At 66.3% G+C, this 21,763-nt stretch carries 13 protein-coding genes; 9 read left to right on the top strand and 4 right to left on the bottom strand.

What is annotated here, in order from left to right; genetic code table 11:
- Window positions 1–52: 52 nt before the first annotated feature.
- Window positions 53–2,149 (top strand): ATP-dependent DNA helicase, encoded by a 2,097-nt coding sequence (locus B1991_RS01820; RefSeq protein WP_136257004.1) that lies wholly within the window; start codon window positions 53–55, stop codon window positions 2,147–2,149.
- Window positions 2,149–3,564, top strand: coding sequence for a DUF7017 domain-containing protein (locus B1991_RS01815; protein WP_136257003.1), 1,416 nt, complete (start codon window positions 2,149–2,151; stop codon window positions 3,562–3,564). The genes B1991_RS01820 and B1991_RS01815 overlap by 1 nt, the downstream gene beginning before the upstream one ends.
- Before the next feature lie 64 nt (window positions 3,565–3,628).
- Here B1991_RS01815 and B1991_RS01810 read toward each other — a convergent pair whose 3' ends face one another.
- From B1991_RS01810 to B1991_RS01795, 4 genes are all read right to left on the bottom strand, one after another.
- Window positions 3,629–6,925 carry a S41 family peptidase gene (locus B1991_RS01810; protein ID WP_136257002.1) on the bottom strand — a complete coding sequence of 1,099 codons (3,297 nt, stop codon included), beginning with the start codon at window positions 6,923–6,925 and terminating at the stop codon, window positions 3,629–3,631.
- 105 nt (window positions 6,926–7,030) lie between these two features.
- Entirely contained in the window at window positions 7,031–7,618 is a 588-nt protein-coding gene (locus B1991_RS01805; protein ID WP_136257001.1) for a hypothetical protein, read from the bottom strand.
- Window positions 7,619–7,748: 130 nt separating this feature from the next.
- Window positions 7,749–8,573 carry an NADPH-dependent 7-cyano-7-deazaguanine reductase QueF gene (queF, locus tag B1991_RS01800; protein ID WP_136257000.1) on the bottom strand — a complete coding sequence of 275 codons (825 nt, stop codon included), beginning with the start codon at window positions 8,571–8,573 and terminating at the stop codon, window positions 7,749–7,751.
- A 119-nt stretch (window positions 8,574–8,692) separates the two neighbouring features.
- Entirely contained in the window at window positions 8,693–9,682 is a 990-nt protein-coding gene (locus B1991_RS01795) for an aldo/keto reductase (protein ID WP_136256999.1), read from the bottom strand.
- A 104-nt stretch (window positions 9,683–9,786) separates the two neighbouring features.
- Here B1991_RS01795 and B1991_RS01790 point away from each other — a divergent pair, with 104 nt between their 5' ends.
- From B1991_RS01790 to cas2, 7 genes are all read left to right on the top strand, one after another.
- On the top strand, window positions 9,787–10,686 hold the full coding sequence (locus tag B1991_RS01790; protein ID WP_136256998.1) for a LysR family transcriptional regulator: 900 nt from the start codon (window positions 9,787–9,789) through the stop codon (window positions 10,684–10,686).
- Window positions 10,687–10,807: 121 nt separating this feature from the next.
- Window positions 10,808–12,793 (top strand): glycoside hydrolase family 3 protein, encoded by a 1,986-nt coding sequence (locus tag B1991_RS01785; RefSeq protein ID WP_136256997.1) that lies wholly within the window; start codon window positions 10,808–10,810, stop codon window positions 12,791–12,793.
- Window positions 12,794–12,847: 54 nt separating this feature from the next.
- Complete coding sequence (locus B1991_RS01780) at window positions 12,848–14,416, top strand: glycoside hydrolase family 30 protein (RefSeq protein WP_136256996.1); 1,569 nt, start codon at window positions 12,848–12,850, stop codon at window positions 14,414–14,416.
- Between the two features lie 78 nt (window positions 14,417–14,494).
- The gene (locus B1991_RS01775) at window positions 14,495–16,831 is read left to right on the top strand and encodes a S9 family peptidase (protein ID WP_136256995.1); all 2,337 of its coding nucleotides are present in this window, start codon (window positions 14,495–14,497) and stop codon (window positions 16,829–16,831) included.
- A 239-nt stretch (window positions 16,832–17,070) separates the two neighbouring features.
- Window positions 17,071–20,259 carry a type II CRISPR RNA-guided endonuclease Cas9 gene (cas9, locus tag B1991_RS01770; RefSeq protein WP_136256994.1) on the top strand — a complete coding sequence of 1,063 codons (3,189 nt, stop codon included), beginning with the start codon at window positions 17,071–17,073 and terminating at the stop codon, window positions 20,257–20,259.
- 1 nt (window position 20,260) lies between these two features.
- Window positions 20,261–21,208 carry a type II CRISPR-associated endonuclease Cas1 gene (cas1, locus tag B1991_RS01765; protein WP_136256993.1) on the top strand — a complete coding sequence of 316 codons (948 nt, stop codon included), beginning with the start codon at window positions 20,261–20,263 and terminating at the stop codon, window positions 21,206–21,208.
- Window positions 21,168–21,551 (top strand): CRISPR-associated endonuclease Cas2, encoded by a 384-nt coding sequence (cas2, locus tag B1991_RS01760; protein ID WP_342773757.1) that lies wholly within the window; start codon window positions 21,168–21,170, stop codon window positions 21,549–21,551. The genes cas1 and cas2 overlap by 41 nt, the downstream gene beginning before the upstream one ends.
- Window positions 21,552–21,763: the final 212 nt, after the last annotated feature.

Genomic DNA, 21,763 nt, shown 5'->3' with positions numbered 1-21,763 from the left:
TTCGCGAAAACGTGATGAGGTGTGGTCTGCTGACGAACCAGACAGGAGCGACGTGGGAATCGAACTCAACAGGGAACAGATCGAGGCGCTAAAGGCGGTCCAAGTCTTCCTGCGCGACGACGCGCTCAATGCCTTCATCCTCCGCGGCAGCGCCGGCACCGGCAAGACCACGCTGATCGCGAAGCTAGTGGGGGCGCTGGCGGAGATGAATCTGTCGTGCCAGCTGTTGGCGCCCACCGGGCGTGCAGCGCGCATCATGGGCAACAAGGTTCGAGCGATCGTTGGCGAAACGGGATACGAGAGCAGGACGATTCATTCCGCGATCTACAGCCTGAAGCAGGTTGAGGTCAACGAAGAGGCGGAGTCGGCGAACGATCCCGGCTTGCGCATGATCTTCCCGTTACGGTCGGATGAGCCCGGCGTCTCGCTGTTCGTCGTCGACGAATCCTCAATGGTTGGCGACAAGGAGGCCAAAGGCGACCTTGTGCGGTTTGGCTCGGGCCGCTTGCTCATGGATCTGGTGACGTTCTCCCGGGCCAGGCGCCCCGGTCGCGGCGGCGATCAACTTGCCAAGCTGCTGTTTGTCGGCGATGCGGTACAGCTCCCGCCGGTAGGCGAGACCTTTTCGCCGGCCCTGTCGGAGCAATACCTGAAGGAGGAGTTCGGCTTGCGCGTGGCTGCGTTTGAACTCAAGACGGTGATGCGGCAGGCCCAAGGTAGCGCCATCCTGGATCGTGCCACGGCACTGCGTGATGCGGTAACGGCGGAGAGCTACAACGAATTCTCGCTACAGTCCGACCAGCAAGACATTCGACAAGCCGATATGGCAGGGGCGCTGGAACTGATCCTACACGGGATCAAAAGCAAGGAGTCGACTGTCGCCGTGGTGCACTCCAATGCGGCGGCACTCGACTACAACCGCAGCATCCGTCAGCGGCGGTGGGGCGATGCCGAGCTAGTCGTGCAGACGGGAGACACGCTGCTGGTCAACAAGAACTCACCCGCAACCAGATTGAGCAATGGCGACCTGATCCGGGTCATGCGCGTGGGCAACGCCGAACGTGTCGCCGTGTCCATCAGGGGGGGCTTTCGTCCAGAGCTGCGCTTCCGTGACGTGGCCGTGGCTTTCCGCGCAGCTGATGGCCAAGTTGTCCAGCGCGATTGCTGGATTCTGGAAAACCTGCTCGACTCGCCCCATCGGGAACTGGGGCCAGTGGAAGTCCGCGCGCTGCTGGTGCACTTCCGTCAGCGGCACCCGAATCTGCACCCCAAATCGGACGAGTTCCGCGCCACGATCAGGGATGACCCGTATTTCGGCGCGTTGCAGGTGAAGTACGGCTACGCGATGACCTGCCACAAGGCGCAGGGTGGCGAGTGGGACACGGCCATTGTCGACTTTTCGGCCATGATGGGGACTCGCAACGCGACCTTCTTCCGTTGGGCCTATACCGCCATCACGCGTGCCAGAAAGACGTTGGTCGTCGTTAACCCGCCCAACTTCAGTGCGACCAGCGCGATAGTTTGGGCTGCGGCCGGCCAGACGTCTTCAGCCCCGGCGCAGCCCGGTCTGGAAGAGATCAAAGTTGATCCCGACTGGGATCGCTTTTCGTTCTCTGCGGGGATCGCGCCGCTGATGGTGATCCACCAGCAGTTGCGTTCCGTGTGGAGGGCACAGGGCATCGAAGTCGATCAGCTGCAGCATCTGCAGTATCAGGAGCGTTACACGCTGAGTCGTGACGGCAAGCGGGCAATTGTCCAGTACTACTACGACGGCAAATATCGCGTTGGCAAAGCGGGCCCCGTACCCAATGCATCGTCAGACCGCGAGTTGGCCGAGGATGCGCTCACCTCGATGCAGTCGCTTGGCCGGGGCGGGTCACCCGGCCAGTTGGAGCCGTTCATCAGCGAGTTTCTGGTCAAGCTCGATGCGGCTCTGGTCGGCTCGGCGATCCGGCGCAATGCATGCGAGTCGTTGCCGTATCGCTTGCGTGTGGGCGTCACCGATGGCCTTCGCCGGGGCAAGATCGACTTTAGCTACAACGGCAAGTCCACCTGGACCATGGCGCAGGAGGTCGGCGGCCCGGGGAGTAGCCAGGGGCTGTACGAAGAGGTACAGAACCTTATGGCCGAGACCGGAGAGTCCGAGTAATGGGTTCGAGGGAGATATTTGCGCTGCGCAAGCAAGGGCGCAGCGATGAAGCCTTGGCCATGGCGCGTGCCGAATTTTCACAGAACAAGGATGATGTCTGGTTTCTGCGGGCCTATGCGTGGCCGTTGTATGACAAGGCAAAAGCTCTCGTTGAACGTTACGAAACCAAAACGTTGCCAGCCGCGGCACTATCCGGCCAATTCGAAGCACTCATGCACGAGTTCGCCGATATTGCCGATCCCTTGCGAGGCGATCCCGCCTTCTCGCAAATGCTGCGACTGGTCGGAAAGGTATCTCGTGACTGGGGTGATTTCCTCCTGTTCGCTAGATGGGCGGGGCTCGAAGGCTTCTCGCCGGAGGACAAGCAGCCATTCGTCAACAGCGAGGGCAAGACGATCGACAGCCTGCAGGTGCGGTTCACTCGGGCGGTTTGCCGGGAGACTGCCACGCGCTCGACAGACGTCCGTGCGGATACGGAGTTGATTGCTTGGGGCGAAGAGGTTCTGAAGCAGGCCTTGCTCGCCCAGCCGAACGATCAGTGGCTGAACTACTACCAGAGTCGCCTGCACCTTGGCCGAGGCCAATGGGACGATGCAATCAAGCGGTTGATGGCGGTACTGCACCGCCAACCGCGAGCATCATGGGCCTGGGCTCTCCTTGCCGAGATTCTTGAGGCGACTCGGCCGGATGATGCACTCACTTGCCTTGTTCAGGCAGTGCATCTTGCCCGCCAAGAGCAGGAAGTTGCCAAAGTACGTATCCGGCTGGCAGGCCAACTTGCCCAGGCGAGTCGATTTGACGAAGCGGCGCAGCAAGTAAAGCTGGCTGCAGCGTACCGGGCAAAAGAGGAAGTTCGCGTGCCTAATTCGCTTCAGCGCTTGCTTGCCAGCGACTGGTACAAGCAAGCGGAAAGAGAGCAGCGTTTCCGAGATTTGCCCAAGGTCGATGCTGACGCGCGGAACCTGTTGCGCGAGTTGGGTCGACAGGGACTTGAGTATGCCCTTGGCGTCATTGACAACATTAACTCCGCCAAGGCGCTGAGCCATGCTGCGATCGCCAAAGACACGGGATTCGTACTGCCATACCGTGATTTCCCGGAAATTGCACAGCTCCCGTTGGGCACCGTGATCGAAATTGGACATGTCCGGGGCGAACCCAAGGCACTCGACTGGCGTCAATCCACAAGCGAGGAACTTCCGGGCTGCTGCGAGTTCATGGCCGGAACGCTCACGCGTCGCGCGGATCAGTCGTTCGCGTTCATACGTTGCACGCATGGGGATGTCTTCGTGCCGCCCGTCCTCGCTAATGCATTCACGCCAAGCGAATCCCACGAGGTGACGTGTCTTGCCGTCTGGGGAACGAACAAGCAGGGCAAGGTAGGCTGGCGAGCACTAACTCTTCGGAAGAACGACTGAAGGAAATCGTGCCGCGTCAGGCGGCCGCTAGAGTTAACGGTAACGCCATACCGTTAACTAACGCTCACTCCAAGGAAAGCTTGTCGATGCCAAGCTTCTCCAAACGCTTGTCCCAACCCTCTCCTGTCGGGAGAGGGGCTTTCAATGGCGGCTTCAATCGGCACCCACCCACCGTCCCCAGCAAACTCCCCACCGCCGCATCCAGCTCGCTGTCCTTGCCCTGGAACGATTCGCCCAGCGCGCGGCTGACCGGGATGTCGACCGGGCGGGGGTGGTCTTCCATGGGTTGGCCGTGGCTGTCGGTGATGGTGATGAAGGGCAATCGCACGGTGCCGCCGTCGATCAGCTTGCCGGCGGAGGTGTAGATGATCCAGCCGGCGGTGGGTTCGCCCACGATCTTGCCCAGGCCGAGCGCGCGGTAGCCTTCGGAGAAGTCCTCGCCGTCGGAGAGGGTGATGCGGTTGGTGATCAGCACGGTGGGGCGTTCCAGTGCGCGCTGGCCGAGGATGCTGCGCGCCGGTTCGGCCTGGTCGAAGCCGCGGAAGGTCATGTTGAGGTAGGGCCGGCGCGCGAGCACGTCCAGCGCGTAGGCGTTGACGAAGCCGCCGAAGTTGTTGCGGATGTCGATCACCACGCCGTCGCGGGTGGCGTTCTGCGCGTCCAGGTCCTTGTAGAAATCCTGCAGCGACGCATACGACATGTCGCGCAGGTGCACGTAGCCCAGACGGCCGCCGCTGGCTTTCGCCACGTAGGCGCGGTTGTCCGCCGTCCACGCGCGGTAGACCAGTTCGGAGAGATCCCTGGAGTCGATCGGCTTGACCGCGACCTCGCGGGCACGCGTGCCCGCGGCGTTGGCGGCGATGCGCAGGCTGACCTTGTCGCCGATGCGGTGCGCCAGGCGTTGGGCCAGGTTGCTGGCGGCGTCCAGCGGTTCGCCGTCGATCGCCAGCAGGTAATCGCCGGGCTCGATGCCGCCGGCCACGGCGGCTGGCGACAGCGGCAGCACGCTGGCGATGCGAAGGCGGCCGTACGCCTCGTATTCCGCGCGGTCGAACAGCAAGCCCAGCCGGCCGGTGATCGACTCGCGCTTCTGCGGCGCGCGCGCGCCGGAATGCGAGGCGTCGAGTTCGCCCACCATCAGGTTCAGCAGGCGGTACAGCGCGGCGGGCGTGGCCGCGTTGGCGACCAGCGGCGCGTAGGTGGTGTGCACCGCGTTCCAGTCCGTGCCGTGCATGGCCGGGTCGTGGAAGGTGTCGCGCAGCCAGCGCCAGGCCTGCTCGAACACCACCCGCTTCTCGCTGTCGAAATCCACCTCCATCGCGGCGTCGACGGCCAGCGCCTCGGGCTTGGCCTCGCCCTTGTCGTCGAGCTTGAACGACTGGATCTTGCCGGCGTCGAGGTAGAACACCTGCTTGCCGTCCGCGCTGAACTGCGCGTCCTGCTTGTCGCCCGGCGTATGCGTGAGCTGGCGGGCCACCGGCGGCTCCTTCGCCAGCGGATCAAGCGACCAGCTGTAGAGGTTCGTGGTGCCGGCGACTTCGGCGGTGAGCAGCAGGGATTTGCCGTCCGGGCTGATCTGCACGGCGCCGACGTCCAGGCCCACCGGCAGCAGGCTCAGCCGCTCGCGGATGCCGTCGGCGTCGATGCGCACGGGCTTCACCGGCGGCTTGTCGTCGGCGTGGTCGCTGTCCTGGCCCTTGGGCTTGTCGTCACCGGACTTGGCCTTGAACAGATCCTGGAAACGGTCCTCGCGGAACACCGGCGTGCGCGGCAGCAGGTCGATCTGCGCGACCTGGCCCTCCTCGGTGCGCTGGCCGGTGGTGAACAGCACGCTGCGCCCGTCGGCGCTCCACGACACGTTGTCCGCGTCGGTGTTGGCCAGCGAGCTCAGCATCACCTGCTTGCCGTCGGCCAGCGCCACCGCGTGCACGTTGCGGAACATGCGCGGACCGAAGTCGAGGTAGGCGAGCCAGCGCCCGTCCGGCGACCACGCGAACGGCGCGGCGGAGTCGAGCGGGCGCGGCAGGTCGATGCGCGCCTTCACCACGCTGCGCAGCTTGCCGCTGGCGATGTCCAGCACGCACAGCTCGCGGTCGTTGCGCAGGAACGCCAACTGCTTGCCGTCGGGCGAGAAGCGCGGGGCAGTGTCGCTGCCGGCGGTGGAGGTGAGCGCGGTTTCCTTGCCGCTGGCGAAGTCGTACAGGTAGAGCTGGCCGTGGCCGTCGCGGCTGGAGCCGTAGACCAGCCGGCGGCTGTCCGGCGCCCAGGTCAGGTCGTATTCCTCGGCCGCGGTGCGGGTAAGGCGGCGCGCGTGGCCGCCCTTGGCGGCGTCGGTGGCGAACACCTCGCCGTGCGCGATCAAGGCCAGCTTCTTGCCGTCCGGCGACAGCGCGATCTGGCTGTAGCCGTGGCCGAGGTTCTCGTGTTCCGGTTGCGGGCCGCGGATCGCGCCGGTCAGGGTGATCGTCAGCGGTACGGCGTGGCCGCTGGCCGGGTCCAGCGTCCAGATGCCGAAGTCGCGCTCGAACGCCAGCAGCTTGCCGTTCGCCGCGATGCTCGGCCACAGCACGCGGCCGTCGGTGAAGCCGGTCAGCGCCGATTCGCTGCCGCCGGCCAGCGGCACCCGCCAGATGTTCTCCGCGCCGCTGCGGTCGCTCATGTAATAGAGCGTGGCGCCGTCCGGCGCCCACATCGGCCATTGCGCGCGCGCGTCGTCCGCGGTCAGTCGGCGATACTGGTGGCCGCCGTCGTCGCGCAGCAGCCATACCGCGCCTTCGTCGATGTGGCTGCGGCCGTGGCGCCACCATTGCCAGTCGCCCATGCCGCCGCCGACCACGGCCAGCGAGGCGCCGTCGGGCGAGGGCGCGGCCATCGACTCGTTGCGATAGCGTTCCAGCGACACCGGCATCGGCGTGCCGCCGCTGGCGTGCACGCGGTAGACGCCGGGCATGCCGCCGACGTTGTCGCGCGCGGAACTGAAATAGATCCACTGGCCGTCGCGTGACCACGCATCGAGCTGGTTGCCGCCGTCGGCCCAGGTCAGCCGGCGCACCACGCCGCTGGTCAGATCGAGCAGATAGATGCCGTTGGCTTCGCCGCTGCCGTCGGACTGGAATGCCAGTTGCCGGCCGTCCGGCGAATACAGGGGGCGCGAATCGTTGCCGCCGTCATCGGCCACCAGCAGGTGCGCGGTGCCGCCCTGGCTGGACACGCTCCAGATGCCGCCGTTGGCGACGAAGGCGATCTGGCTGCCGTCCGGCGAGACCGAGGGTTGCGACAAGGCCACCGCCCCGGCGGCCAGCGTGGACAACGGTGCCAGCAGCAGGCAGCAAAGCAGCCACAACAGGTAGCGCAGGCGCATGTGGATTCCCCGGGCGAAAGGCCGGCGCCCAGTGTAGACGCGGCCATCGGGCCGCGCCTGCACCATTGGTCATGGGGCGAACCTGACCTGGGGAGTCCTTTCCGATCAGCTCTTGCCGATGCGGAAATCCTGGCTGGCGGCGGGCTTGCCGTCGACGGTGATGTCCACCGTGTACTTGCCTTCCGGCCACAGATCCGGGTTGTGCACCTGGAAGGTGGTGATCGCCGGGCCATCGGTGGCGATCGACTGGCTGATCTTGCTGACCAGTTGGCCGCGGCCTTCGAGGTAGCGCCAGGTGGCGTCGATGGTGGCGTCGGTGCTGCTGCCTACGGTGGCCACGCTGGCGTAGAGCGTGTGGGCGTCGGCGTCGAAGTGATCGGCGGCATGGGTGACCTGGTGACTCTTGTCGATCGCATCGCCCACGGTCAGTTTGGAGAAAGCCAGCGGGGCCGGTGCGATGGCGGCGGCGGTGGCTACCGTGGTGGCGGGGGCAATGGCGCTGCTGCCGGCCGGCGCGGCGGCGGCCGTGTGCGCCGGGGCGGGCGTCGGCATCACCGAGGCCGCGGGTGCGACGCTGCCGGCGGGCGGCGGGGCCGGGGCGGATTCATCGTGCTTGCCGCAAGCGGCGAGCAGCAGCAGGCTGGCCAGGGCAGCCGCTTGCCACAGGGCCGTCGTGACGGTTGGTCGTTTCATCGGAACTCCACGGGTGGATGGTCGGCATGACTCACCTTGCCGAGGCTAGCGCCGCGCAAATGAAGCGCCGATTAGCGGCCGCGCGCGCCTGCCCGAACTTTTCACGCGACGGTGACGGTTGCCGGCGCGACTACTGGCGTACCGTGCGCGGGTTGCCCGGCGTGGCCGGCGTGCTGCTGCGGAACGGATTGATGTCGAGCCCGCCGCGGCGCGTGTAGCGCGCATGGACGCGCAGCTGCAGCGGCGCGCAGCGGCGGGTGAGGTCGACGAAGATGCGCTCCACGCATTGCTCGTGGAATTCGTTGTGGGTGCGGAACGAGACCAGATAGCGCAGCAGGCCGGCGTGATCGATCGGCGCGCCGCGGTAGGCGATCTGCACGCTGCCCCAGTCGGGCTGGCCGGTCACCGGGCAGTTCGAGCGCAGCAGGTGCGAGACCAGCGTTTCCTCCACCGCGGTCGCCGTGGTGTCGGCCTGCAGGAAGTCCGCGTCCGGCGGTCCGTAGCTGTCGACGGCGATGTCCTGCTCGTCGAGCAGCTCGCCATCCAGCTCCACCACCGGCAAGGCCGCGGCGCGCAGCGGCGACAGCTCCACGCCGACCACGGCACCGGCCGCGGCGGACAGGTCATGGCGCAGCGTTTCGGCGAGCGCGTCGATGTCGGCGATGGATTCCTGCGCGAAGCCGTTCAAGTACAACTTGAACGATTTCGATTCGATGATGTACGGCGATGCCGCCGGCACGCGGAACTCGGCCAGCGCCACCTGCGGCTTGCCGCGCGGGTCCAGCCACGACAATTCGTAGGCGTTCCAGATGTCCACGCCGTGGAACGGCAGCGCTTCCGCCACGCCGATCTCCGCGCGCTTGTCGGCGCGCGGGATCGGAAACAGCAGGCTGGGGTCGTAGCGGTCGGCATAGACGGTGTCCTTGCCCAGCGGGGAATGTTCGGGGGTGCTCATCCCGCCGAGTTTACCCCGCCACCTCTCGTAGGAGCCCGCTCGCGGGCGATGCTTTTGCTTTTGCGATCCCGGCTTCAAGAGCATCGCCCGCGAGCGGGCTCCTACGGGGTCTTGCGAGGCTACGCGTTGACCATGCGCATGCCTTCCTCGACGTAGCGCGTGCCGCTGACCGCGTCGGGCGGAAACACGGCGTCGATCGCCTTCAGCTCCGCGGCGCCGAGCTGCACGTCGAGCGCGCCGAGGTTCTCATCCAGCCGGCTGCGCTTGCGCGTGCCGGGGATGGCCAGCACGTCCTCGCCCTGTGCCAGCACCCAGGCCAGCGCCAGTTGCGCGGGCGAGCAGCCCTTGTCGGCGGCGATGGCTTTCACCTGCTCGACCAACTGCAGGTTGCGCGCGAAGTTGTCGCCGATGAAGCGCGGGCTGCTGCGGCGGTAGTCGTCGGCGTCGAAGTCGTCCGGCGAGCGGATCGCGCCGGTAAGAAAGCCGCGCCCCAGCGGCGAATAGGCGACCAGGCTCACCCCCAGCTTGCGGCACGCGGCGAGCATGCCGTTGGTCTGCGGGTCGCGCGTCCACAGCGAGAACTCGCTCTGCAGCGCGGCAATCGGATGCACCTTGCAGGCGCGCTCCAGCGTGGCGCCGGAGGCCTCGCTCAGGCCCAGGTAGCGCACCTTGCCGGCAGCCACCAGCTCGGCCATCGCGCCGACGGTCTCCTCGATCGGCACGTTCGGGTCGACGCGATGCTGGTAATACAGATCGATGGTGTCGATGCCGAGCCGCTTCAGGCTGGCGTCGCAGGCGGCATGCACGTACTCCGGGCGGCCGTTGACGCCGCGTACCGCCGGGTCGCTCGGGTCGAGCACGATGCCGAACTTGGTTGCCACGAAGGCCTGCTCCCGACGCCCCTTGATGGCCTTGCCGACCAGTACCTCGTTGGTGTGCGGGCCGTACATGTCGGCGGTGTCGAGCAGGTTGAGGCCGCGCTCCAGCGCGTGGTGGATGGTGGCGATCGATTCGGCGTCGTCGTGCGCGCCGTAGAACGCGCTCATGCCCATGCAGCCGAGGCCGAGGGCGGAAACACGGGGGCCATGACCGAGGGTGCGGGTCTGCATGCGGGTTGCTCCGGTGGGTGAGGGTGGACGCATGGTGCGCCATGGCGGGCAACCGATAAATACTCAATAATGACCATCACCATCCAATCAGCGACAACAATGCAATGGACCGGCTGAAGGCCATGCGGTTGTACACGCGGATCGTCGAGCTGGGCAGCTTCACCGCCGCGGCGGACGATCTCGGCCTGCCCCGCGCCACCGCCACCCATGCGATCAAGCGCCTGGAATCGCGGCTCGGCGCGCAGCTGCTGCAGCGGACCACCCGCCGCGTGCGGGCCACCCGCGACGGCGAAACCTATTACGGCCACTGCCTGCGCCTGCTCGCCGACGTGGACGAGGTGGAGGCGGATTTCCGCGAGGCGCGGGTGCAGCCGCGGGGGCGCCTGCGCGTGGACCTGCCGGCCTCGCTGGCCAGCCTGCTGGTGATCCCCGCGCTGCGCGAGTTCTTCGCCCGCTACCCGCAGATCGGCCTGGACATCGGCACCGGCGACCGCTTCGTCGACCTGGTGGGCGAAGGCGTGGACTGCGTGCTGCGGGTGGGCGAACTGGCCGACTCGGACATGGTCGGTCGCCGCGTGGGCCGTTTCGAGCTGGCCACCGTGGCCAGCGCCGCCTACCTGCGCCGTCACCCGATGCCCGACTCGCTGGCGGCATTGCAGGATGGCCATGTCGCGGTGAACTGGATCTCGCCCACCACCCGCCGTGCCGAACCGCTGGAGTTCATGGTGGGTCGCAGGCGCCGCGAGGTGACGCTGCCGGGCTGCGTCAGCGTCAGCAGCGCCGAGGCCTATTACGGCTGTTGCGAGGCGGGCCTGGGCATCGCGCAGATTCCGCGCTACCGCGTCGCCGCGGCATTGAAGAGCGGCCGCCTGCGCGAGCTGCTGCCCGCCTGTCCGCCGCCCTCGCTGCCGATGACCGTGCTCTACCCGCAGCAGCGGCAGATGCCCGCGCGGCTGCGCGTGTTCGTCGACTGGCTGGTGGAGCTGACTGCGACCCTGCGCTGAGGGTTGTCCGACGCCCGCACGCAACCACCCGACGTGGCACGCCCGTGAACCGCGTCCGCATCGGCCCGGCCGCATTGGCGGTACGCTGATGCAGCTTTGCCGCATTCCGAGGAGGCGTTCCATGCCTGGCATCCGATTCCCGTGGCTCCCGACGCTCGCCCTGCTGGCGACGTTCGCTGGTGCTGCCCATGCCGCCGACACCCCGGTGCCCGGCCGCCTGGCCGACTGGCCCGCGATCCACGGCGAGCGGCCCGCCGACCCCGTGCTGGAGCAGCGCGTGCGCACGATCGTCGCCGGCATGAGCCTGGCGCAGAAGATCGGCCAGATGACCCAGGCGGAGATCAAGTCGATCACCCCGGCGCAGGTGAAGCAGTACTACATCGGTTCGGTGCTCAACGGCGGCGGCTCCTGGCCGCAGAAGAACAAGCACGCCGGCATCGGCGACTGGCTCGACCTGGCCGAGCGTTACCGCGACGCCTCGATGACCACCGACGCGAAGGTGAAGATCCCGGTGATCTGGGGCACCGACGCGGTGCACGGCGACAACAACGTGTTCGGCGCCACCCTGTTCCCGCACAACATCGGCCTGGGTGCGGCGCATGACCCGGCATTGATCGAGGCCATCGGCGAGGCCACCGCGCGCTCGGTGCGCGCCACCGGCATCGACTGGGCCTTCGCGCCCACGCTCGCGGTGGCGCAGAACGTGCGCTGGGGCCGCACCTACGAGAGCTTTTCCAGCGAGGCGCCGCTGGTGCGCGAGTACGCACGCGCCTACGTCACCGGACTGCAGGGCAACTTCGACGACCACCACGTGATGGCCACCGCCAAGCACTTCATCGGCGATGGCGCCACCTGGAACGGCGTCGACGAAGGCCAGGCCCGGGTCAGCCGGCAGGACATGATCAACGTGCACGGCGCCGGCTACGTCGGCGCGTTGCGCACCGGCGTGCTGAGCGTGATGGCCTCCTACAACAGCTGGGACGACGTGGCCGACGGCGTCGACTACGGCAAGATGTCCGGCGCCCGCGCCCTGCTCACCGGCGCGTTGAAGGAGAAGATGGGCTTCGACGGTTTCGTGGTGTCCGACTGGAACGCGATCGGCCAGCTGCCCGGCTGCAGCAACGCCAGTTGCCCGCAGGCGATCAACGCCGGCATCGACATGGTGATGGTGCCCGACGACTGGCAGGCCTTCATCGCCAACACCACCCGACAGGTTGAAGACGGCCAGATCCCGATGAGCCGCATCGACGACGCGGTGAGCCGGATCGTGCGCGCCAAGCTGCGCATGGGCTTGTTCGACCAGCGGCCCTCGCAGCGCGAAGGCGCCGGCGACGCCGCCGCCCTGCAGCACCGCGAGCTGGCGCGCCGCGCCGTGCGCGAATCGCTGGTGCTGCTGAAGAACAACCACGGCACGCTGCCGCTGAAGGCGGGCGCGAAGATCCTGGTGGTCGGCAAGAGCGCCGACAGCCTGCCGAACCAGACCGGCGGCTGGTCGCTGACCTGGCAGGGCACCGACAACGGCAATGCCGACTTCCCTCACGGCGAGACGATCCTGGCCGGCCTCCGCGCCGCCGACGGCGCGGCGAACGTCAGCTACAGCCAGACCGCCGCCGGCATCGACCTCGCACCCTTCGGCGCCATCGTGGCGGTGATCGGGGAAACGCCGTACGCGGAGATGAAGGGCGACATCAAGTTGCCGGCCACGCTGCGCCACAGCGATCGCTACCCGGAAGACCTCGCGGTGCTGCAGGCGGTGGCCAAGGCGCACAAGCCGGTGGTGACGGTGTTCGTGTCCGGACGTCCGCTGTTCGTCAACGACCTGCTCGATCTCTCCGATGCGTTCGTGGCGGCGTGGCTGCCGGGCACCGAAGGCGGCGGCGTGGCGGACGTGCTGTTTGCCCGCGCCGATGGCGCGGGGCCGCACGATTTCCACGGCACGCTGTCGATGCCCTGGCCTGGCGTGCCCTGTCCGTACCAGAGCGCCGGCCACGACCAGGCCTGGCTGTTCGCTCCCGGCTACGGGCTGCGCTACGCGGCGGCGCACGAGGTGAAAACGCTGCCCACCTGGTCGAGCGTCCACACCTGCGCCAAGCCGGGCGCACCGTGATGAGGCACGCTCCATCCGCGATGCGCGAAGCCGCCGGTCCGGCCGGCATGCCGCATGGATGAGGCGCGCGGTATCCCGCGCTGGCTCGCCATCGCGTCGTTCGTGCTGATCTCGGTGCTGGCCCTGCTGGCGCTGCGGCTGGCGCAGCGCCAGCCGTCGCTGTTCGTCGCCGTGGTCGCGTCGGTGCTGCAGCCGAGCGGCCCGGGGATCCAGCTGTGGCTGAGCACCCAGGACCGCCGCCTGCGCCTGGCCCGCCAGCTCGACGTGCCGGGCGGCGAGGCGGGATCCTCGCCCGCCGACGTGGTCATCGACACCAGCCGGACCTACCAGACCGTCGTCGGTTTCGGCGCGGCGGTAACGGATGCCTCGGCCTGGCTGCTGCAGAACAAGCTGAGCGCGCCGGCGCGGCACGCGCTGCTGCTCGAACTGTTCGGCCCGCCGCCGGGGCTCGACTTCAACATGGTCCGGCTGACCATCGGCGCCTCGGATTTTTCGCTGCAGCCGTACACGCTGGACGACATGCCCACCGGCGAGGTCGACCCCGACCTGCAGCACTTCAACGTCGCCGAGAACCTGCCTTACCTCATCCCCACCATGCAGGAGGTGCTGGCCGTCGACCCGCAGCTGCGCATCATCGCCTCGCCGTGGAGCGCGCCGGCGTGGATGAAGACCAGCGCCAACCTGATCGGCGGCAGCCTGCTCGAAGAGTACGAGGCGGCCTATGCGCAATACCTGGTGAAGTACGTCGACACCTACCGCAGCTACGGCATCCCGATCTTCGCGCTGACCCTGCAGAACGAGCCCGGCTTCGTGCCGCTGACCTACCCCGGCATGCTGCTCTCCGCCGAACAGCGCGCGCGCATCATCGCGCAGTACCTCGGCCCGGCGCTGACCTCGCGCCGGCCCGCCACGCGCATCCTCGGCTGGGACCACAACTGGGACGAGCCGCGACAGCCGCTGGACGTGCTGTACGACGCCGAGGCGGCCCGCTATGTCGACGGCATCGCCTGGCATTGCTACCGCGGCGTGCCCGGCGCGCAGACCGAGGTGCATCGTGCCTTTCCGCGCAAGGACGCCTACATCACCGAGTGTTCCGGCGGCGACTGGGAATCCAGCAAACACGGCGAACTGCTCTGGTTCGCGCGCGACCTGCTGCTCGGCGGCCTGCGCAACTGGGCGCGCGGCGTGGTGTACTGGAACCTGGCGCTGGACGAGAACCACGGCCCGCATTTCGGCGGCTGCGACACCTGCAAGGGCATCGTCACCATCGACTCGCGCACCGGCGCGGTGAGCCGCAACGACGAGTACTACGCGTTCGCCCACTACAGCCGCTTCATCCGCCCCGGCGCCGTGCGCATCTGGTCCACCGACACCGGCGACGACATCAAGAATGTCGCCTTCCGCAACCCCGACGCCGGCTCGATCGTGCTGGTACTGATCAACGGCAAGACCACGCCGCACGAAGTCTCCGTGCAGCAAGGCGAGCTCGGTTTCCGCTACACCATGCCGGCGGAAAGCGTGGCGACCTTCGTGTGGCAGCCGGCAGCCGAGGCGCCCGCCGATGCGGCAAAGCCGACTGCCGACGCGACGCAGGGCGGCGAACCCCCGCCATCGCGGGACTGAGGCGGGCGGAGATTCTGCGGCTGCCCCGCTCGGGTTACGATCATGAACTTCGCTTGCCAGCAAAACAGAGGAGCACCCATGCACACGACATTCGGCAAGGCACGCCTCGGCGCCGCCCTGGTACTGGGCCTGCTGTCGGGAACGGTCGCCGCCCAAGGGCGCGTCCTGACCGCCGCGGACTACGCCCACGCCGAACGCTTCATGGCGTACAACACCACGCCGCTGGTCGACCACGCGGTGACCAAGGTGCATTGGCTGGACGACGGCCACTTCTGGTACGTCGATCACGACGCGCGCGGCGACCACTTCATGCGCATGGACGCGGCCGGCGGCAAGGCCGTGCCGCTGTTCGACCAGGCGAAGCTGGCGGCGGCGCTGGGCAAGGCCGGCGGCAAGCCGGTCGACGCGATGAAATTGCCGGTGACCGGTTACGAGGCCAGGCCCGACGGTCGCATCGACGTCACCGTGCGCAGCAAGCACTACGTGTGCGACCTCGCCGCCGTCGAAGCCAGTTGCGTCGATCGCGCCACCCTGGTGAAGACCGGCAAGGAACCCGGCGCGCGGTCGCCGGACGGCAAGAGCGAGGCCTTCATCCGCGACTGGAACCTGTGGCTGCGCGACGTCGCCAGCGGCAAGGAAACGCAGCTCACCACCGATGGTGTGGAGAACTTCGGCTACGCCACCGACAACGCCGGCTGGAAGCACACCGACAAGGCGATCGTGGAGTGGTCGCCCGATTCGACGCGCATCGCCACCTTCCAGCAGGACCAGCGCAAGACCGGCGAGATGTACCTGATCAAGACCAAGGTCGGCCATCCCGAGCTGCAGAAATGGAAGTACCCGCTGGTCGGCGACAAGGACGTGACGCTGATCGAGCGGGTGATCATCGACGTGCCCACGCACCAGGTCGTGCGCCTGCAGATGCCGCCGGACCAGCATCGCTCCACCCTGTGCGACGACGTCAGCTGCGGTCCGGACGGCGGCTGGGATGACGTGAAGTGGGCGCCGGACGGCAAGACGCTGGCCTTCGTCTCCACCTCGCGCTACCACAAGCACGCCTGGTTCCGCATCGCCGACGCGGCCACCGGCAAGGTGCGCACGGTGTTCGAGGAAACCTCGCCCACGTATTACGAAAGCGGCAACGGCGCGGTCAACTGGCGCTACCTGCCGGCCACGCACGAGGCGATCTGGTTCAGCGAGCGCAACGACTGGGGCAACCTGTATCTCTACGACCTCGACACCGGCAAGCTCAAGCACGCGATCACCACCGGCACGGGCAACGTCACCGAGGTGCTCAAGGTCGATGCGAAGACGCGCACCGTGTGGTTCCGCGGCGTCGGCCGCACGAGCGGCGTGAACCCGTACTACCAGCAGTTCTTCAAGGTCGGCCTGGACGGCGGCAAGCCGGTGCTGCTGACGCCGGAAGCGGCCAACCACGAGATCACCATGTCGCCGGACGGCAAGGCCTTCGTGGACGTCCATTCGACGCCGACCACGCCGCCCGTCACCATGCTGCGCGCTGCCGACGACGGCCGCACGCTTGCCACCGTCGCCCGCGCCGAGATCACGCGGCTGAAGGCCGCCGGCTGGGTGCCGCCGGTGCCGATCACGGTCAAGGCGCGCGACGGCAAGACCGAGCTGTACGGCATGATGTTCAAGCCGTCGCACTTCGATCCGTCGAAGAAGTACCCGATCATCGACTACATCTATCCCGGTCCGCAGACCGGTTCGGTGCGCGGGCGCAACTTCTCTTCCGCGCGCGCCGACCACCAGGCGATGGCCGAGCTGGGCTTCATCGTGGTGGCGATCGACGGCATGGGCACGCCGTGGCGCTCCAAGTCGTTCCACGACACCTGGTACGACGACATGGGCGACAACACGCTGCCCGACCAGGTCGCCGGCCTGAAGGAGCTGGGCCGGCGCTATGCGTGGATCGACCTCGACCGCGTCGGCATCTGGGGCCACTCCGGCGGCGGCAACGCCTCCACCGGCGCGATGCTGCGCTATCCGGATTTCTTCAAGGTCGCCTGGTCCGAAAGCGGCAACCACGACAACCGCCACTACGAGGACGACTGGGCCGAGAAGTACCAGGGCGAACTGGTCACCGACAAGGACGGCAAGAGCAACTACGACGACCAGGCCAACCCCAACCATGCCGCCCGGCTCAAGGGCCGGTTGATGCTGGTGCACGGCACGCTGGACGACAACGTACCGCCGGGCAACACCCTGCTGATGGTCGACGCACTGATCAAGGCGAACAAGGACTTCGATCTGCTGATGATCCCCAACGCGCACCACGCCTACGGCGATGCCACCCCCTACGTCACCCGCCGCCGCTGGGACTACTTCGTGCACTACCTCGCCGGCAACACGCCGCCGAAGGAGTACGAGTTGAAGGCGTGGCCGTGGAAGTGAGCGTGGCCGTTTGATCAGGGCAACGACAGGGCCGGGTGTTTACCCGGCCCTTTTTTCATGTCGCGGAATCTGAGACTGCCAGGCGTTAGATACGACAAAGGCCGGTTGCCCGGCCTTGTCTGATTTGGTGCATCTTTCAGCTTTTGGCTGATCAGCTTGTTAGCGGAAAGAGCGCATTTCCTGATCTGCTAGTGTGGCCGAGAGTACGAGTGCCACAGGGAAACGTCAAGGGGGACGGCATGGCAAAGATCGACTATCGGCTGGCGCTGGATTTGGGCGCCAATTCACTGGGCTGGTGCGTCTATCGGCTCGATACGCGGGGCGAGCCAGACAAGATCATGCGCATGGGCTCGCGCATCTTTTCGGATGGGCGCGATCCCAAGACACTTGCTTCGCGTGCAGCTGACCGCCGACTGGCCAGGCAGGCGCGCCGTCGCCGTGATCGCGTGCTCAAGCGGCGGCGCAAACTGATGCAGGCCTTGGAGAAATACGGTTTGATGCCTGCCGATGTGGCAGCACGCAAGTCATTGCAGGCGCTCGATCCGTTCGAACTGCGTGCCCGTGGGCTGGATCAGCCGCTGAAACTGCACCAGCTGGGTCGCGCCCTGTATCACTTGGCGCGCAAGCGCGGCTTTCGTAGCAGCAAGAAGGACGCGCGCGACGATGAATCCGCCAAAGAATCGGGCAAGGTCAAGCAGGCCATAGCCGCCTTGCGGGAGCGTGTTGTGGCAGCGGGTTGCCGCACCGTGGGTGAGTACCTCGCCAGACAGCACGCCGAACGCGAGCCCGTACGCGCCAGACGCAGCAGCGATGGCGGTTATGTGCTCTATCTGCAACGCGCGATGGTGGAGGAGGAATTCGATGCCTTGTGGCGGGCGCAGCAGCCACACCATCCGGACACGCTGACCGACGAGGCCCGCGAGGAGCTGCGCGATATTCTCTTGTTCCAGCGGCGGTTGAAGCCAATCGAAGCGGGTCGCTGCCCGTTTGAATCCACGCAGTACCGCGCCCGCCTGTGCGCGCCCATGCAGCAGCGCTTCCGCATGTTGCAGGAGCTCAACCATCTGCGCGTGCGCGACGGCATCGACGAGCGCGTGCTCACGCTGGACGAGCGCAACGCCATGCTCGCCGAGCTGGAGAGCGACGCCGGGCCCAAGCCGGTGACTTGGTCGCGCCTCGCCAAGGCCGCTGGCTTGCGCAAGGTGGATTTCAACCTGGGTCGTGACGAGAAGCGAAACGGTTTGAAAGGTGACGCGGTCGGTGCGCGCTTTGCCGCCGACACGGCGCTGGGTGAGACTTGGTGGCGGCTTGGACCCGACCAACAATACGCCTTGGCCGTGCTGGTGGCGCTGGCGGATCAGGTCGGTACGCTGGAAGCGGCACTGCTGGCCCTGCCGGCCCCTTCGCCTGCCAGCGAGGAAATTCTGAAGGGCATTTTCGCCAAGGAAGAACGCGAAGCCGTTGCAGCGTCGCTGCAATCGTTGCCGCTGCACTTGAGCGAGTCACAGGCGCGCTACATCGCCGGCTTCAACCTGCCCGACGACTACGGCAGCCTGAGCCTGAAAGCGCTCGCGCGCATCGTGCCCGAACTGGAGCGGGAGGTGGTGACCTATGACGAGGCCGTGCGGCGCGCCGGTTACCTGAGTCACTCGCAATTCCACACGGGAGAAATCTTCGACCGTCTGCCTTACTACGGGCAGGTACTGGCGGGCTACACCGCGCCGACACCCACGGCAAAGAACGCGGATGAACGCCGCTCCGGCAAGATTCCCAACCCCACCGTGCATATCGGCCTGAACCAGGTGCGGCTGCTGGTGAACGCGCTCATCAAGCGCTACGGCCCGCCGCGTCAGATCGTCATTGAGCTGACCCGCGAGTTTGGCGCCTCCGGCGAGAAACGTCGGGAAATCATGAGCAAGCAGAAGGAGAACCAGGATCGCAACGACGGCTACGCCGCGCAGCTGACCAAGCTTGGAGCTCGCAACAGCCGCGAAAACCGCCTCAAACTGCAGCTTTGGGATGAACTTGGCAAGGACGACGCCATGGATCGCTACTGCACCTACAGCGGCAAGCGCCTGAGCAAGGCCATGCTGTTCAGTGACGAGATCGAGATCGACCATATCTTGCCATTCTCGCAAACCCTGCACGACGGTATCGGCAACAAGATCCTCTGCACGCGGCAAGCGAATCGCGACAAGGGTAATCGCACGCCATTCGACGCATGGGGCCACACGGAACGCTGGGCCGAGATCGAAGCGCGCGCCGAGCGCCTGCCGGCACACAAGCGCAAGCTGTTTCGCGAAGGTGCACTGGAAGCCTTTCTCGGCGATCAGGATTTTCTCGCCCGCCACCTCACCGACACTGCCTACCTCGGTCGGGCGGCCAAGCAATACCTCACCTATGTTTGCCACAAGGACGACGTGTGGGTTTCCAGCGGCAAGCTCACCGGCATGATTCGAGGCAAGTACGGACTGAGCAAATTGCTCTCCGATGATGGCAGCAAGAACCGCGACGACCATCGCCATCATGCATTGGATGCCGCGGTGATCGGGTTGTGCAGCCGAAGCCTCATCCAGCGCATGGCCACGGCAGCGGCGAGCGCAGAAGAGCATGGCGAGAACCGCCTGCTGGAACGGCTTGAGTTGCCGTGGCCGGGCTACCGTGAAGAACTGGGCGCCTGCCTCGCCACCATCGTGGTGTCGCACAAGCCCGACCACGGCAAACAGGCGGCGCTGCACAACGACACGAATTACGGCTTGCGGGGTGCACCAGACAAGCGCGGCAACCCGCTGGTAGGGCGGCGTCGTCCGTTGGACAACATCAAGAGCGCCACCGATGCCGAGTCCATCGCCAGTGAAACCCTGCGCGAGGAAATTCGCCAGTTGCTGGCGCCGTTGAGCGCGGGGAAGGAAACCAAGGCCGCCCTCGAAGACTATGCCGCACGAACCGGCGTGCGCCGGGTCATTTGTGAGGAGCGCCTGTCGGTCATCCCCATCAAGGACCGCCGCAATGGCCAGCCTTACCGCTACGTCAAGGGCGATGGCAACTACTGCTACGAGATCTTCCGCAAACCCGATGGGCGGTGGGATGGCGAGGTCATCAGTTCGTTCGAGGCCAACCAGAGGACGTTCGACGAGTCGCCATCGCATGCGCAAAACGGCATGCCGCTGGTGATGCGCTTGCACAAGGATGACGTGCTCGCTGTTGAACTTGATGGTCGGACAAACATTCTGCGGGTAGCGCAGTTCTCAGATGGAAAGATCCTTCTTGCCTCGCATTGCGAAGCGAATGTTGCAGCTCGGAACAAAAATACTTCGGATGCATTCAAGTTCACTCAGTTGGCGCCATCAAGACTTGCAAGCGTAAAAGCCAGACCGGTTGGAGTAGACATCCTCGGCTACGTCAACGATCCCGGCTTCAAGGACTGATGTGATCGGCCGCATCGTCGAGATCGCCGGCGACGGGCGCTACCTGTCACTGGATCGAGGCTTCCTCGTCGTGAGCTGCAAAGGCGAGGAAGTGGGGCGCACGCCCATCGACGATGTGGCGGCATTGATCGGCAACGCGCACGGTTTGGTCTACAGCAACAACTTGCTGGTGGCATTGGCCGAGCGCGGCGCGCCCTTCGTGCTGTGCGGCGCCAATCACCGCCCCGCCGGCCTGCTGTGGCCGGTGGAGGGGCATCACCGCCAAGCCGCGCGCATGGATGCGCAGCTGCGTGCCAGCCAGCCCGTACGCAAACGCCTATGGAAGGCGGTAGTGCAAGCCAAAATCGGCATGCAGGCGGCGGTGATCGGTCTATTCGGCGGGCCGGAACCGCCGTTGCGTCGGCTGGTAGGCAAGGTGCGCAGTGGTGATCCCTCCAACATCGAAGGACAGGCAGCGCGGTTGTATTGGGGTCTGTTGATGGGCAAGGCGTTTCGTCGCGACCGGGACGCGCCCGGTACAAACGCCATGCTCAACTATGGCTACACCGTGCTGCGCGCGCTGATGGCACGACAGGTGATGGCGGCCGGCCTGCACCCCGGCATCCCGCTGCACCACGCCAACGAGGGCAATGCGATGCGCCTGGTCGATGATCTGATGGAGCCCTTCCGGCCACTGGTGGATGCCTGCGTGCGGCGCTTGGTGGAGTCCGGCCATGCGGAGCTTGGTTCGTCCGAGCGCCGTGAGCTGGCCATACTCGGCGCGCGTAGTTTGCACACCAGTCATGGCATCAGCCCGGTGGGCCTGGTAGCACAGCGCTTCGTCGCCAGCCTTGCTCAAGCTTACGAGTCACCGGCCGCGTCAATCGAATGGCCGCCGAGCGACAAGACCGTCTTGGCCTCATTGTGGGATGAGTCGCATGACACGCGCGAAGACGAGGACGCCACCTGAGCGGCGGCCGGCGCCACCACTCTGCGCGTACCGACTGATGTGGATGCTGGTGATGTTCGACCTGCCCGTGGATACCGACGAGAACCGCAAGGCGGCCAACGACTTTCGCCACGACCTGCTCGATTTCGGTTTCGAGCGCTGTCAGTATTCGGTTTACCTGCGCTTCTGTGAGGGCCGCGAGCAAGCGGACACCTGGACGCGCCGTGTGCAGGCCGTGCTGCCACCCGGTGGCAAGGTCTACTGCCTGTACTTTACCGACAAGCAGTACGAGGGCATCGTCCGCTTCGAGCGCCGCCAGCGTCGCAAGAAGGTGAAAAATCCCGACCAATACCAGTTGTTTTGAACCGCCATGGCGCGAATTACGCTAGCTCAACATCCGCGCAAGCCGTTTCGAATCATTGGCTTGCGCGGATGCAGAGCGTAACAGATCAGGAAATGCGCTCTGGCCGGAACCTGGCCGGGTTCCTGAAAGATCTGGTGACGGAGCGTAACAGATCAGGAAATGCGCTCTGGCCGGAACTAGGTGTAGCTCACGTCCTCGACGTGGATGAAGAG

Source organism: Rhodanobacter lindaniclasticus (genome assembly GCF_004799035.1).
Taxonomy (GTDB): Bacteria; Pseudomonadota; Gammaproteobacteria; order Xanthomonadales; family Rhodanobacteraceae; genus Rhodanobacter; species Rhodanobacter lindaniclasticus.
Note: the sequence above shows the minus strand (reverse complement) of the source record. Positions and strands in the feature narration are given on the sequence as shown.